At 45.6% G+C, this 14383-nt stretch carries 18 protein-coding genes; 15 read left to right on the top strand and 3 right to left on the bottom strand.

The window, feature by feature from the left end; all coding sequences use genetic code 11:
• Positions 1–48: 48 nt before the first annotated feature.
• The 7 genes from DT065_RS07945 to DT065_RS18840 all read left to right on the top strand — a co-directional run bounded on the left by DT065_RS07945 (position 49) and on the right by DT065_RS18840 (position 6080).
• On the top strand, positions 49–876 hold the full coding sequence (locus tag DT065_RS07945) for a metallophosphoesterase family protein (RefSeq protein ID WP_160112457.1): 828 nt from the start codon (positions 49–51) through the stop codon (positions 874–876).
• Between the two features lie 16 nt (positions 877–892).
• Complete coding sequence (locus tag DT065_RS07940) at positions 893–1963, top strand: ABC transporter ATP-binding protein (protein WP_114372316.1); 1071 nt, start codon at positions 893–895, stop codon at positions 1961–1963.
• A gap of 2 nt (positions 1964–1965) precedes the next feature.
• Entirely contained in the window at positions 1966–2901 is a 936-nt protein-coding gene (locus tag DT065_RS07935; RefSeq protein ID WP_227002769.1) for a carbohydrate ABC transporter permease, read from the top strand.
• Between the two features lie 47 nt (positions 2902–2948).
• Positions 2949–3746 (top strand): carbohydrate ABC transporter permease, encoded by a 798-nt coding sequence (locus DT065_RS07930; protein ID WP_193550831.1) that lies wholly within the window; start codon positions 2949–2951, stop codon positions 3744–3746.
• A 19-nt stretch (positions 3747–3765) separates the two neighbouring features.
• Positions 3766–5058, top strand: coding sequence for an ABC transporter substrate-binding protein (locus tag DT065_RS07925; protein ID WP_114372312.1), 1293 nt, complete (start codon positions 3766–3768; stop codon positions 5056–5058).
• 10 nt (positions 5059–5068) lie between these two features.
• On the top strand, positions 5069–5824 hold the full coding sequence (locus DT065_RS07920; RefSeq protein WP_114372311.1) for a glycerophosphodiester phosphodiesterase: 756 nt from the start codon (positions 5069–5071) through the stop codon (positions 5822–5824).
• Positions 5825–5906: 82 nt separating this feature from the next.
• Positions 5907–6080: a hypothetical protein gene (locus DT065_RS18840; RefSeq protein WP_160112456.1), complete on the top strand. Its 174-nt coding sequence runs from the start codon at positions 5907–5909 to the stop codon at positions 6078–6080.
• Between the two features lie 276 nt (positions 6081–6356).
• Here the strand turns inward: DT065_RS18840 and DT065_RS07915 are convergent, their stop codons facing one another.
• Both DT065_RS07915 and DT065_RS07910 read right to left on the bottom strand, forming a co-directional pair.
• Entirely contained in the window at positions 6357–6809 is a 453-nt protein-coding gene (locus tag DT065_RS07915; RefSeq protein ID WP_114372309.1) for a hypothetical protein, read from the bottom strand.
• A 135-nt stretch (positions 6810–6944) separates the two neighbouring features.
• Complete coding sequence (locus DT065_RS07910) at positions 6945–7421, bottom strand: universal stress protein (protein WP_114372307.1); 477 nt, start codon at positions 7419–7421, stop codon at positions 6945–6947.
• 283 nt (positions 7422–7704) lie between these two features.
• Here DT065_RS07910 and DT065_RS18835 point away from each other — a divergent pair, with 283 nt between their 5' ends.
• The 7 genes from DT065_RS18835 to DT065_RS07880 all read left to right on the top strand — a co-directional run bounded on the left by DT065_RS18835 (position 7705) and on the right by DT065_RS07880 (position 12824).
• The gene (locus tag DT065_RS18835; RefSeq protein WP_160112455.1) at positions 7705–7851 is read left to right on the top strand and encodes a hypothetical protein; all 147 of its coding nucleotides are present in this window, start codon (positions 7705–7707) and stop codon (positions 7849–7851) included.
• Between the two features lie 75 nt (positions 7852–7926).
• On the top strand, positions 7927–8691 hold the full coding sequence (locus DT065_RS07905) for an SDR family oxidoreductase (RefSeq protein WP_114372305.1): 765 nt from the start codon (positions 7927–7929) through the stop codon (positions 8689–8691).
• A 41-nt stretch (positions 8692–8732) separates the two neighbouring features.
• Positions 8733–9125 (top strand): hypothetical protein, encoded by a 393-nt coding sequence (locus DT065_RS07900; protein WP_114372303.1) that lies wholly within the window; start codon positions 8733–8735, stop codon positions 9123–9125.
• 24 nt (positions 9126–9149) lie between these two features.
• Entirely contained in the window at positions 9150–10283 is a 1134-nt protein-coding gene (gene ald, locus DT065_RS07895; protein ID WP_114372302.1) for an alanine dehydrogenase, read from the top strand.
• 58 nt (positions 10284–10341) lie between these two features.
• On the top strand, positions 10342–11022 hold the full coding sequence (locus DT065_RS07890; RefSeq protein WP_114372300.1) for a metal-dependent hydrolase: 681 nt from the start codon (positions 10342–10344) through the stop codon (positions 11020–11022).
• Between the two features lie 116 nt (positions 11023–11138).
• Complete coding sequence (locus tag DT065_RS07885) at positions 11139–11399, top strand: hypothetical protein (protein ID WP_114372298.1); 261 nt, start codon at positions 11139–11141, stop codon at positions 11397–11399.
• Positions 11400–11510: 111 nt separating this feature from the next.
• Entirely contained in the window at positions 11511–12824 is a 1314-nt protein-coding gene (locus DT065_RS07880; protein ID WP_114372296.1) for a DRTGG domain-containing protein, read from the top strand.
• A gap of 194 nt (positions 12825–13018) precedes the next feature.
• Here DT065_RS07880 and DT065_RS07875 read toward each other — a convergent pair whose 3' ends face one another.
• Positions 13019–13342: a YtpI family protein gene (locus DT065_RS07875; protein WP_114372295.1), complete on the bottom strand. Its 324-nt coding sequence runs from the start codon at positions 13340–13342 to the stop codon at positions 13019–13021.
• Positions 13343–13435: 93 nt separating this feature from the next.
• Here DT065_RS07875 and DT065_RS07870 point away from each other — a divergent pair, with 93 nt between their 5' ends.
• Complete coding sequence (locus tag DT065_RS07870; RefSeq protein ID WP_114372293.1) at positions 13436–14383, top strand: DHH family phosphoesterase; 948 nt, start codon at positions 13436–13438, stop codon at positions 14381–14383.

The raw sequence follows: 14383 nt of genomic DNA, 5'->3' as shown, positions 1-14383 counted from the left end.
CCCTGTACACTTAGTATTGTAAGCAAGAAAACATTTGGGAGGTATTTGATGTTACGTTTTGCGCTCATTGGCGATCTTCACTATCCGATTCTGGAGACAGAAACGGCTGCTTTCAAAGAAGCGCGTCAGAGGTTCTTCACTTCTTTTTTTACAGATTTTTTGCAAACGTCTGCAGATCTTCACGTTTCCATAGGAGATCTCACCCATCACGGGGACCTGAATGAACTAGAGCAAGCGTATCAATTCTTGAAAAATGAACCAATCAATTTCAAACATGTACTGGGTAATCATGATGTATATAGTCATGAGAAACAAACCGTCCAAACGATAACGACTCAACCTCGTTACAGCCATTTGGAGACGGACGAAGCCGTCCTCGTTTTTCTGGATTCGACGAGAGAAAAAAAGCCGGACGATTGGAGCGGAATGATTGACGTAGAACAATTCAACTGGCTAAGGCATTTACTTGAGCATTATCAAGATCAACGACTGATCGTGTTTGCCCATCACCCTCTCTATAATACAACGACCCGTTCTGATCAAGATAAAGCTTCCATTGTTTCTGAAGATCCGGTTCATGACCTTTTGGCCAATCATAAAACCGGTGGATTCTATATCTGTGGGCACACGCACGTACACTCCATTGCCCGTAAAAAGCAATGGACGTATATTCAGACGGCTGCCGTTTATGATCATCCAGCCATTCGCGTTATCGAATTTGAAAATGGACGCTTGCATACGACACTAAAAGCCTGTGAAGACGAACACACCCTCGAGAATGCCGAAACCGTCCGCCATCATGTGTACAAAAGAGAAACCCCTTTTGACATCATGGGGGCAACAACTGACCGTACCCAAACCGTTGTACTTTCTTAGAAGCGAGGTGTAGAACGTGGCAAGCATTGAATTTACCAGCATTAATAAAGCATTTGGCGATGACACGGTAATCAAAGACATGAATTTGACCGTTAAAGATGGCTCGTTTACCGTACTCGTCGGTCCTTCCGGTTGCGGAAAATCCACGACGCTGCGGATGATCGCGGGTCTTGAAAAACAAACGAGCGGAGACATCTACATCGGTGATCGCCTTATGAACGATGTCGCACCTGGAAAACGTGATGTGGCCATGGTGTTTCAAAATTATGCTTTATATCCGACGATGACCGTAGGAGGCAATATAGAATTTGGTTTAAAGAACCGCAAGGTTCCGAAAACAGAACGTAAAACGCTCATTGAAGAAATTTCCGAAATCGTTGGTTTAACAGCTTACTTGGATAAGAAACCACAAACCTTGTCAGGTGGTCAGCGCCAGAGGGTTGCACTTGCCCGCGCGATGGTGAAAAAGCCTAAAGTGTTTGTTTTAGACGAACCACTGTCAAATCTGGATGCAAAGCTACGTCATCAAATGCGAACTGAACTCGTTCAATTACACCAACGTTTAGGCACGACGTTCATTTATGTCACGCACGACCAAGTGGAAGCGATGTCCATGGCTGATGAAATTGTACTCTTGAATCATGGGGAGATTCAGCAAATGGCTTCACCCCTACAGATGTATCAACACCCTGCGAATTTGTTTACGGCCCAGTTTATTGGAACACCGTCGATGAATACGATCACGTCGGAGACGTTACCTGAAACAGGGAACATGAATACAGCAAAAATTGCCCATATAGGCTTCCGGCCGGAGCACGCACAACTGGCACATAATCCTCGGAATGATGGCTTATCCTTTCCGGGAACGATCCTGACGAGGGAAATACTTGGCACGGAAGTCATCTATCAAGTAGAGACCTACGCCGGTAAAATCTTTGTCAAAACGTTTGGGATGCCGATTGAATCATCAAATACTGTTTATGTTCATGTGCCCGAGAAAGATATTTACTACTTTAAAGCAAATGGGATGTGTTTAATGCCAAACGTTTCTGAAGAGTCGGAGATCGCATTGGTTGGAGGGCGATAGCCATGCCTAAGGTTCCGCTTAGACTTGTTGCTACTGAGGCCGAAGTCAAAGGTTGGGCGACAACCATGTCGATTTGGGCTCGTATAAGGCCTTATATCATGGTTGCCCCAGCGATGATCGTGTTCCTGTTGTTTTTCATTTATCCGATCGGTTACATGATTTACCTCAGTTTCTTTGAATGGGACTTTATAAGTCCGGTGAAAGATTTTGTAGGGTTTGATAATTTCACCGGACTCGCTCAAAGTAATGAGTTCCATCAGGTTATTCAAAATACGATCATTTATACACTATTGACCGTAGGCGTCACTACAGTGATTTCTCTTTTGCTCGCGATTTGGTTGAACAAGCCTTCAAAAGCGTACAGCTTTGTACAGGGAGCTATTTTCAGCCCACACATCATTTCACTCGTATCGATTGCCATGCTATGGATGTGGCTCATGGATCCGCAATATGGATTGTTGAACTGGATACTGAATGTATTCGGTCTACCTGGCTCTGAATGGCTCGCTTCCCCTGATACAGCTCTACTCTCGCTTGTACTCGTTTCCGTTTGGCAAGGGATCGGCTTTAATACATTAATTATTATTGCAGGTTTACAAAGCATTCCGCCTCATTTGTATGAAGCAGCTGAGCTTGATCAATCCAGCCGGTGGACGACCTTTTACAAAATAACGTTGCCAATGGTTTCGCCCACCCTCTTTTTTCTCATTATCATCAATCTCATCAGCTCATTCAAGGTGTTTGAGACGATTGACATTATGACACAGGGGGGGCCGGTGAACGCGACCAATACAATCGTGTATTACATTTACGAATATGGATTTCGTTATTTCCAGCTTGGCTATGCCTCTTCTGCCGGTGTGATCCTGCTCATTGTCTTAACCATTTTCACTGCGCTATATTTCTGGGTTGCCGGTCGACGCGTGCACTATCAATAAGAAATGAGTGAATCCTGTTGAATGTTGGCCGATTATTACTCAAAACAATGCGTATGATTGGATTAATCCTACTCGTTCTCGTTTTCGCCACACCATTTCTTTGGATGGCGGTGACTTCGGTGAAATCGTTGACTGAGACACTTACGTTTCCTCCCATTTGGATCCCGGAAACGATCATGTGGAAGAACTTTGTGGCAGCGTGGGAATCCGGACCATTTTTACGCTATCTCGTGAATAGTGTCATTGTATCCGGCTCAATTCTCGTCCTGCAGCTTTTCACGATAATCCCCGCTGCGTATGCTTTTGCCCGTTATCGATTTAGGGGAGATAAACTACTGTTCGGCATTACAATGGTTACACTCATGATCCCGGCTCAACTGATCTTTTTACCACTATACTTACAATTTAGTGAATGGAACATTCTTGACACTCACCTCGCGCTCATTTTGCCATTTGCGGCCAATGCTTTCGGAATTTTTATGCTCCGGCAATCATTTAAGCAAGTCCCTGAGGAACTGATTGAAGCCGCGCGTCTTGATCAAGCGGGTGAATGGAAAATTATGTACAAGGTGATGGTTCCGATCGCCAAACCCGTTATCATCACCTTTGCGCTCTTTAGCTTCATCACGTCCTGGAACGACTACTTTTGGCCACTCGTCATGACAACTTCTGAGACAGCCCGAACATTACCGGTGGGGATTACTGCCCTTATGAACGTGGAAGGGGGAGTCGCCTATAATATTATGATGGCGGGGAACATGTTGCTCGTCGTTCCGGTACTTATCATCTTCTTTTTTGCCCAACGTCAAATTATCAGAGCTTTTGTTTACACAGGAGAAAAATAACATTTGGAGGGGAAAAGAAATGCGAAAACTGTCTTCTGCCTTACTAACAACAACCGCCCTATTTTTAATGGCTGCTTGCACCAATGAAGGAGAGGGAGCTTCCGGTTCTACAGAAACTTCCGGTGACGATGGTCCGATCGAAATTGAGTACTGGTACGCTTTCGGTGATAAAATTGGCGAGAACAACGAAGCTCTTGTTGAAGAATTTAACGAATCTCAAGACGAAATTGTTGTGAATGCTCATTATCAAGGGGATTACGAGGATCTTCACTCACAAACACAAGCCGGTGTTGCAGCTGGCGATGCTCCACACGTGACATTAAATGAAATTGCATCGATGGGGGCGTTTGCCCAATCAGGCATGACCGAAGACCTCACCCTTTATATTGAAGAGGACAATGTCGATCTCGATGACTATGTAGAGGGTTTAATGGGTAACTCTTATATTGATGATGGCATTTACGGTCTTCCTTACTTAAGGAGTACACCGATTCTTTACTTGAATGCGACGATGCTTGAAGAAGAAGGATTAGACCCTGCGGGGCCTGAAAACTGGGACGAGTTCCAGGAATATGCCAATACGCTTACTGAAGGTGATCGCGTAGGCATGACGATGCCGGTAGATATTTGGTTCTACGAAGGTTTTGTTCGCCAAAATGGAGATTCTGTTCTTTCTGAAGACGAAACAGAGGCAGCGTTTAACTCGGAAGCGGGTGTAGGGGCTTTAGAATTTTTACAAGACATGTATGACGAAGGATCCCTTAAAGTGCCGACAGGGGATGAAGCCGGTGACATTGCCCTGCAGGATTTCACTAATGAGCAGGCTGGTATGGCCTTTAGCTCGACAGCAAACTTGACGAACTATATGGACATCGCCGAAGAAAGCGGGTTCGAATTGAACACAACCTTCATGCCGGCGAATGAACAATACGGGACACCGACCGGTGGCGCTAATCTCGTTATGATTGCAGACCAGCCTGAAGAGGAAAAACAGGCGGCCTGGGAATTTATTAAATGGATGACTGAACCGGAACAAACCATTACAGCCAGTACGAATACAGGTTATCTTCCAATGAGAGAGTCTGCGACTGAAAGTGAAGAAATGCAAGCTCTTTATGAAGAAACACCTCAATATGAGGTAGCGGTCGAGCAACTTGAATACGCCGTTGCCAGACCACTCAACCCGAATTATGTCGAGGTGACCAATCTTATGCAAGACGCGATTACGCTCGCTCTAATTGATGAGAATGTGTCGGCACAAGAAGCGCTTGATGATGCCGCAGAACAGGCCAACGGAATTTTACAACAATAGGAGTGGTTATATGACAGGGACAAAAATATTCGGGCACCGTGGGGCGAAGGGCAGCTACCCGGAAAACACATTGATCGGTTTCCAAAAGGCGATTGACGAAGGCGTCGATGGTTTGGAGATTGATGTGCATATGACGGCTGATGGGGAGATTGTCGTCATTCATGATGAACGGCTGGACCGGACGACGGATGGAGACGGCTATGTGAAAGATCTAACCCTTGAAGAAATAAAAGAATACAGTGCCGGTTCACGTTTTCCCCATTTTCGTAATTACGAAGCCACTTGGGATATTGAGAAAGTTCCTTCATTGCAAGAGGTTCTTGAACTGCTAACGCCCTACGATATCGAATTGAATATTGAATTGAAGACGAATCGGTTGCTTTATACAGGGATCGAAGAAAATGTTCTCGCACTGGTCCATCAATATGGCGGGGACCGAAAAGTCATCTATTCTTCGTTTCATCTGCCTACTTTACTTCGGCTTAAAGCCTTGGATGAAAGTGTAGATATTGCCTTGCTGAGTCGAGAAATTTCGCATCCCTATGATTATATACAAACCTTGGGATTAGAAGGCTTACATCTTGATGTAAACACCGTCTTATCAAACGTCCATCAATTAAAAGGTATATTTGGCGACTTGCGCGTTTGGACGGCAAATGAAAGTAACGAGATTAAACAGCTCCTAGACCTGAATGTGAATGCAATCATCACGGACTTTCCGGAAAAAGCTGCTTTCTATAAAAGCGAACGGCAGGCTTATGCCTAAAAGGAAAAGGGCTACGTGCTCTCTCTCAATAACGACGAAAATAACCGCCCTGGGTGTAGTAGTCCTGGGCGGTTAAATTTTTGTGAAAAACACTAAAAGAAAATTTCCGGTTTGGGGGAATAAACAAGAAATTGTAGAGGGAATGGAAACGTTATTCAACGCTGATGATATCCAGGAAGTATTTAAACGAATCGCATTGGCAGTTGAAAGGATGGAGGAAACGGAAGGTAAGGGAGCCGAGGAAATTTATCGTTGATCAAAGAGGGTAGGTAAGTTCAAGCTCATTACGGATCATATGGGATTGTGGAGAAAAAAACTGGCATCATTGATCTGGTCTTTATTTGGGGTGTTGATCAATTTTGTCGAACGTTCAATCTTTATTAAGTAAACGAGAAGGGGATGCATGATTGACGATAACTCATAATCTGTGCAGCGAGAAAACCTCGATGCTCCAGGTCTTTTACTCGCTCTTTGCCCACAATTTCAGCTAATTGTTTGCTAAAGTCATCGTTAATGGTGAAGGTCATTTAAATCACTCTCCTTTTCTAATGGGATAAAGGGTAGGGTCATCAATACAATAATTAAAATAACGTGTCTCGGCAGGTTTAATATCTTTTCTTTTAATATCACCGTTATATTGCGTGTCAAAATAATGCAGGAAAATGACTTTATGATAATTATGGAGAGTATATAGAAGACGAAAATTACCTATTGAACGATTCGGAAGTCCCCGTCGGAATAAATTGGTAATTTTGGTATTTCGCTCAACATGCTTTACGATTGGCAACATTTCTTCTCCAGATGTGTGATCATTAAATTCTTCAGGGGTAGGGTATAACCGGATCCGTTTTTTTTGGATGATGTAAAGATCTGCAAGCGCTAGCCATGGACCCATTCCCTTCGTTCGCTTTTCCTGCTCAGCTTTCTCTAACAATGTGTTTTCAAAACGTTTAATGTGATCATGAAAAATAAGTTGGTAGGTCATATTTGCTCAACCTTAATTTTCGTTATTTTAAGTTTATAATAGCATTAATGCCATCAAGTAAAAAGCCTTTTCTTTTTTCTACATTAAAAATTCCCAAACAAAGAGTTTGGGAATGGTTACTTACATATTTTTACGTCATTCTTCAGGCAGTTCATTGCCTTCACTCGGCAATTGACGATCCCATCTAACAATTAGCACATCACAAGGTGCATGCCTTACAATCGCCTCGGACACGCTCCCGATCACCATACGCTCGACCCGGTTTGCACCTGTCGCACCGGCCATAATCAAGTCAATGTTATTGTTTGGTGCGATGTGCCGCGTGATGCGAACTTTCGGAGAGCCGAAATCAAGGATCGTTTCGACCTTCGGAACGCCCTTTTCCAATGCCTGCTCTTTAAACCTGTTTAGCGTATCATATCCTTGCTCTTCAGCTTTTCTAACGATCTGGCGGTCAAAGCGCTCAATCGTTGCAAACGTCTTCGTATCGATCACCGTGGTAATATACAAGGTGGCATTTTGATCAACGGCAAATTCACATGCTTGTTCAAATGTGAAGCTTGATTCATTGGAACCATCGACCCCAACGAGAATTTTGTTGTAACGACGCATTCAACTTCCTCCTTAAAATGGTATAGTGCGATGAAGTAAGGGAAAAAATACAGGAATGATAAAGTTTAATTTCCATCAGAGGGTGGGCTTTCCCTCTGATGGTTAGTTGAACTTATCGGGGTGTTAGTCGCCCGTTTTTCCGGAAGTCAGACATCGGAAGCCGGAATTCATTATTTGCTTCCCGAAAAAAGGCCATTTCCGCCCCCTGGCCTCTGACATAACCTCTGGCATTACGGACGCTTGTCACCGGGACAAAAAATAAATCTTTAGGTAGGTGTACCCGTTGAAGGAAGATTTTAAACGTAAAAATTCGTTCGAAGAGAAAAAAGATGGGGAAGAAGTCGTACATGAGCAAATGTTAAAAAGTTACCAAATCGCAAGCGACGAAGAAAAGAAGGCAAATGCCAGGGAAGAAAAAGACAGAGATTAGCAGGAAAAGTCTTCGATCTTTTATTTCGACTGAAAAGATAGTAAAATAAAAAGAAAGACTGCAGGAGGACCGGAGATGAGGCATGCAATCGTTACGGCAGGTGCAAAAGGGCTTGGGCGCAAGGTGACCGAAGCTCTTTTGTATGAAGGATATACGGTTACGGTCAGTTATAGGACAGATGAGCAAGCGGTCCATCATTTGCGCACAGCACTGGAAGTGGAGGATCATCGTTTGCACGCGGTACAGGCCGACGTCACCGACCAAGGAGACATCGAGCGTTTGTTAACGACCGCAATCCAAAAATTCGGCCGTTTGGATGTTTTGGTCAACAACGCCGGTCCGTATATATTTGAACGAAAAAAAATCCATGATTACAAGGCCGATGAGTGGAATAAAATGGTGGACGGGAATTTAACGGCCATGTTTACGATGCTGCAACACGCGTTGCCGCAAATGCGGAAGCAAAAATTCGGACGCGTTATCGCTTATGGGTATCAAGATGTCGGCAACGCACCGGGATGGCTGTATCGTGGAGCATTCGGAGCCGCAAAGGCCGGATTGGCTTCTTTGATCCGAACCGTGGCAATCGAAGAGGCAGAAAACGGGATTACGGCGAATATGGTTTCGCCCGGAATGATTGTCGGTGAATGGAAAGAAAGCACGATTGCCGAGAGCAGAAAGCACCCTGACCCGAACACACCGGTGGGACGTTCAGGGACAGGGGAGGACATCGCGCGCACGGTGCGTTATTTTGCCGACGATGATGCAGACATGGTTACCGGTACGATTGTTGAAGTAACGGGGGGAGTAGATGTCATTCACCGCCGCCGCCATGAATAAAAATACGTAGAAGGGTCACCTTATATACTGAGGTGATCAGTGTGAAAAAACTTCTTTTTATTTTGATGGCCGTGTTGCTTTTGCTAACCTCTTTCCTTGGCCAGGTTCGCGCCGATGAACTGATGGATATGTTTTCCATCCGGATAACCATTGAAGCGGATGAAGAAGTGTATCAATGGAAATATGATAGCCCTGATTATTACGAGTTCCAACATGAGGACCGGGTGTTGAGGGCAGAGGAAGCACAAACGCAAGTGGATAACATGGCTGCGCTCATTAACGTCAATGAAAATGTAAAAGCAGAAACATTAGCCGAACGAATCAAACAAGAATTTCCGAAGCTGGAAAACATGGATATCCGTTGGCGAAACGGAGATAGTGAACTGTATACGTGGAGATGGAGGAAAAACGATCAACCGGTGGAAGATACGTAGAATTTTGCTAAGGGGGCGGGGAAAATGCAAATCGGCATCCCCAGGGAAATTAAAAATCAAGAAAACCGCGTGTCCTTGACACCGGCAGCTGTCGTGCAGCTAAAACAAAAAGGCCATCAAGTGCTCGTGGAAACAAAAGCAGGAGAGGGATCGAGTTTTACGGATGAGCAGTATGATCAGGCAGGGGCAAAAATCGTAACCAGTGCGAAGGAAGCTTGGGGAGCGGAGATGATTGTGAAGGTGAAGGAGCCCCTTCCATCTGAATATCAATATTTTAAAAAAAATCAATTAGTCATTACATATTTACATTTGGCTGCCGAACCAGAGTTAACGAAAGCACTATTGGAAAATGAAATGACCGCGGTGGCTTATGAAACCGTGCAAATGGCTGACGGGTCGTTGCCGCTGTTGACACCGATGAGTGAAATAGCCGGACGGATGTCTGCGCAAATGGGAGCTCAATACCTGGAAAAAACAAAAGGCGGCAAAGGAATTTTACTTTCGGGTGTCCCCGGGATAAAGCGGGGGAACGTAACGATTATCGGTGGAGGCGTGGCCGGTACCAACGCGGCAAAAATCGCGCTCGGTTTAGGAGCGAACGTCACAGTGCTCGATCTTAATCCGCAAAGACTTCGCGAGCTCGATGATTTGTTTGGATCACAGATAAACGTACGGATGTCTGATCCGATTTCGATTGATCAGGCTACGCGGGAAGCTGACCTTGTCATTGGGGCTGTTCTTATCCCCGGCGCAAAAGCACCGAAACTCGTGAAGGAAGAAACGGTAAAAGCGATGCAAGCTGGTTCTGTATTGGTAGATATCGCCGTTGACCAAGGGGGGATTTTCGAGACAGTAGACCACATTACGACGCATGATGATCCGGTCTATGTTAAGCACGATATTCTCCATTATGCGGTTGCCAACATTCCGGGGGCTGTTCCACGCACGGCCACGATGGCACTCACGAACGTGACCCTCCCCTATGTCTCAACTCTTGCGGATAAAGGCTTATTGCAAGCGATGAGAGAGGATGAAAGCTTAAAAAAAGGCTTGAATACACTCGCGGGGAAATTAACGTATGAAGCGGTCGGGCAAGCGCAAAACATTACGTCCGAAAATGCGGACGAGAGCCTAGCCTCTTTTGAAAAAAACGTTTAATCAAGCGTTCATTCGGGAAATGACTGCTTTAGAACTATAAATAAGGGGATGGAAAATAATGAAACTAACGTTTCACGGCCAATCGTTTATCGAAATTGAAACACCCGATGCAAATGTTCTGATCGACCCTTTTATTACCGGAAACGGGACATGTGACATTAATCCGGAAGATGTAAACCCGGATGCGATTTTACTTACCCATGGACATCAGGACCACCTTGGGGACACGGTAGCTATCGCCAAGCGTTCAAATGCGCTTGTCGTAGCAACTCATGAACTTGCCGGATACCTTGGATCGAAAGGCCTGGACACGCATCCGCTAAATATTGGCGGTGGTCATCAATTTACGTTTGGACACGTCAAATTAACACCGGCTTGGCACAGTTCTTCTTATGCCGAGGAAGATGGACATATCATTTACACGGGCATGCCTGCCGGGATTTTATTTACTGCTGACAATAAGACGATTTTTCACGCCGGTGACACAGCTTTGTTCTCCGATTTGAAACTGATCGGGGATCACAATGACATCAGCGCCGCATTCTTGCCGATCGGCGACAACTTCACGATGGGGCCGGATGATGCGAAAATTGCCACCGAATGGATCAACCCGGAGCTCGTTATCCCGATTCATTACAACACGTTCGAGTTGATCGAACAAGACGGGCAAAAATTCGTGGATGAACTGTCGCCGATTAAAGGACGGGCCTTGCAGCCGGGAGAAAGTGTGGATATTTAAAACGATTAGGCTCGGAGCAACTGAACGGTTGCATTCCGGGCTTTTTTCGTGAATCATGGACGAGTCATAGGAAAGATGCTCCGCTCATATGTTAATGGAAGAGGGGAGGGTTCGACATGCGTTTACGTTTGCTTATTTCGTTGGGGGTAGCGATTTTCCTTCTATGGCACGCGGTTGAACAGTTCTCGATACAAGCAGGAGGATTCGCCGGTGTTTTTGCCAGCGTATGGTTTGTTTTTGCTTTGCTTGTCGTCGGCGGGAACCTTTCGGCACTGCTGCATGAACGGTACAAAAAGAAAAACGGAGCCGTTGAAACAAGAACCATTCTCGAAAGTCGCCGAGAGACCGGTCAAACGCACGGACGGCTTCGCGCTTGATCATCTGTCATCCCGCCTTTATAATGAAGGGAAACGGACACGAATTTTGCACGAAAACTTGGTGGGCCGCCAAGTTTTTTCATTTCATTGGATAGGGGGTGAAGATAACATATGTCAACGAAACACGAACAGATTTTGCAACATATTTATCATTTGGGCGTTGGGGAGAAGATTTCCGTCCGCAGGATTGCCAAAGTGCTAAACGTAAGCGAAGGCACCGCTTATCGCGCCATTAAGGAAGCGGAAAATCAAGGAATCGTCACGACGATCGAGCGTGTTGGAACGATTCGTGTGGAAAAGAAAAAGGAAAACTTTGAACACCTTACGTTTGCCGAAGTCGTCAACATTGTAGATGGACAAGTTCTTGGCGGCCGGGACGGTTTACATAAAACATTGCAACGGTTTGTGATTGGCGCTATGAAAATGGAAGCAATGATGCGCTACGTAGAATCGGGAAACCTGTTAATTGTGGGCAACCGCTATCAAGTGCACCAACTTGCATTGGAAGCAGGGGCGGCAGTGTTGATCACCGGCGGGTTTGATACGAATGAAGAAACGATTGCTTATGCCAATGAACTTTCCCTTCCAATCATTACGACGAGTTATGATACGTTTACGGTAGCCAGTATGATCAATCGGGCCATTTATGATCAGTTAATCAAAAAGGAAATCGTCTTCGTTGAAGATATATTGATTCCGTTGGAGGAGACGCATTTTTTAACGACCGACCATATGGTGGAACGCTGGCATCAACTTAATACGGACACGAGCCATACCCGTTTTCCGGTCGTGAATACCGAAATGAAAGTGCTGGGCATGGTAGCGGCGAAGGATATATTATCGATGAAAGAAAGCACTCCAGTCGAGAAAGTCATGACTGCTGAACCGATTACGGTCAATGCGCAAACCTCTTTAGCATCAGCGGCTCATGTCATGGTTTGGGAAGGGATCGAACTTCTCCCTGTCGTCGATGGAGAATCTCGTTTGCTCGGTGTCATCAGCCGGCAAGATGTATTAAAAGCTTTGCAAGTTGCCCAACGGCAACCACATGTGGGGGATACGCTTGATGACCTTATCACCGGACAGGTGGAAGAAGCGCCCGGAGGTTCCGTATACGATTACGTATGTCAATTAACCCCGCAGATGACAAACCCTATTGGGATGATCTCGTATGGGGTTTTGTCCACATTGGTCACCGAGGTGGGAAGTCGATTATTGCGCCGCTATCGTAAGGGGGACCGAGACCTCGTCGTTGAAAACCTCTCTTTATATTTTTTAAAGCCGGTTCAAATTGAAAGTGAGATTGAGATGAAAGGAAAGGTATTGGAAGTCAGCCGAAAAAGCGGGAAAGTGGATGTGGAGCTGTTTCTCGAAGATGACCTCGTTGGGAAAGGCCTCATGATGGCTCAGTTATTGGAAAGATAGCGGGAGCAGGGACGTTTCATTCGGTTTATGGAGCCCGAATATAAAGGACCTTGCGTCGCCATGGAGCATTACGCGACCTTGAAACGATGAGCGGCTGGCCGAAACGGTCACCATTATTTGGCGTCAAAACCACCACTACAGGCGCTCCTTTTCTTGATGGGAGGGGAGCCGGGAGAATTTCCCCCGTTCACCACTCACCTCTCATTTCCAGAAACACGTGTAGCTTCAGACTCTTCTTTCGCGAAGGGCAGTGCTTTCTTGTAATATTTAATCCCGTAGATCACATAGACAAGCCCCAGCAAGGAGAAAACTAGTCCGACGATGAATTCAACGACCCCCCAAATGGGCGGAAACATAAAAAGTAAACCCGGAGCCAGAATGAAAACGCCCAATGCTATCATAGCTTTGGTCTGATACCATTGTTTAGTGGCTCCTCCGGAAGCGCGGAAACGTTTGAATTTATTGTACACATAAAGTGCAATGGATATCGCCATAACGACGGGAACGGCTATTGTCATTCTAATTATTCCTCCTTCCAAGCCCTAGTTTACCTTTTTTCTCTTTGATATGAAAGCCAGAAAACAAGTTTAAAAGGCAAAGGAGCCGAAACAATGAAACAGAAACTTTTTGATACTATTTCTGCCTATGAGCATATCATTATTTGCCGTCATGAACGTCCGGACCCGGACGCGATTGGATCCCAAGCCGGATTAGCGAGGTTGATTGAAAGGAACACCGGAAAAAAAGTGCAACTAGCCGGGGATGAGGAACCATCGCTTTCTTTCTTATCTGACATGGATACGATTGATGATACAACTTTTTTGGAATCGCTCGTTATCGTATGTGACACGGCCAACACCGGACGAATTGATGACGAGCGATATAAAAACGCCCGTGAGCTTTTTAAAATCGATCATCATCCGGTGGTAGATGATTATACCCCTCTCGCGTGGGTGGATCCGACATTCAGCTCAACATCAGAAATGATCGTCCACTGGTTTGATGAGATTGCCGCTCCCCAAGGTTGGGAGCTCGATGGGGAGTGCGCCCGCCTCTTATTCGCGGGAATTGTCGGGGACACGGGGCGCTTTTCCCATCCGAACACGACGGCACGCACGTTTAAGGCCGTCCAGCTTCTTTATGAAAGGGAATTCGACGTTCGTCATTTATTTAATGAGATGGACAAAAAACCCCTTGCGCTGTTGCGTTTGGAAGGAGAGGTGCTCTCCGGTTTTGCGCTGAGCGAAAACGGGGTTGGCGTCATCACACTTAGCCAGGAACAACTTCGTAAATATCAAGTGAGCGTAAATGAATCATCAGCGATCACTCATTCAGTCGCGAATGTGGAGGGCATCGTTGCCTGGGTAACGTTCGTAGAGTTGGAAGACAAAAGTTATCGTGTGAGGCTCCGTTCCAAAGGCCCCATCATTAACGAAATGGCAAGTCGATTTCAAGGTGGGGGGCACCCGCTCGCAGCAGGTGCAACAGCAGAGAATGATGAGGAACGGATGCAGGTGATCGAGCAGTTGGAAGAGGTGTGCAAGACCTATCGTACGTAA

It is taken from the genome of Salicibibacter kimchii (genome assembly GCF_003336365.1).
GTDB classification, from domain to species: domain Bacteria; phylum Bacillota; class Bacilli; order Bacillales; family Marinococcaceae; genus Salicibibacter; species Salicibibacter kimchii.
The sequence above is the reverse complement of the archived record's forward strand: the minus strand, read 5'-3'. Positions and strand labels throughout refer to the sequence as shown.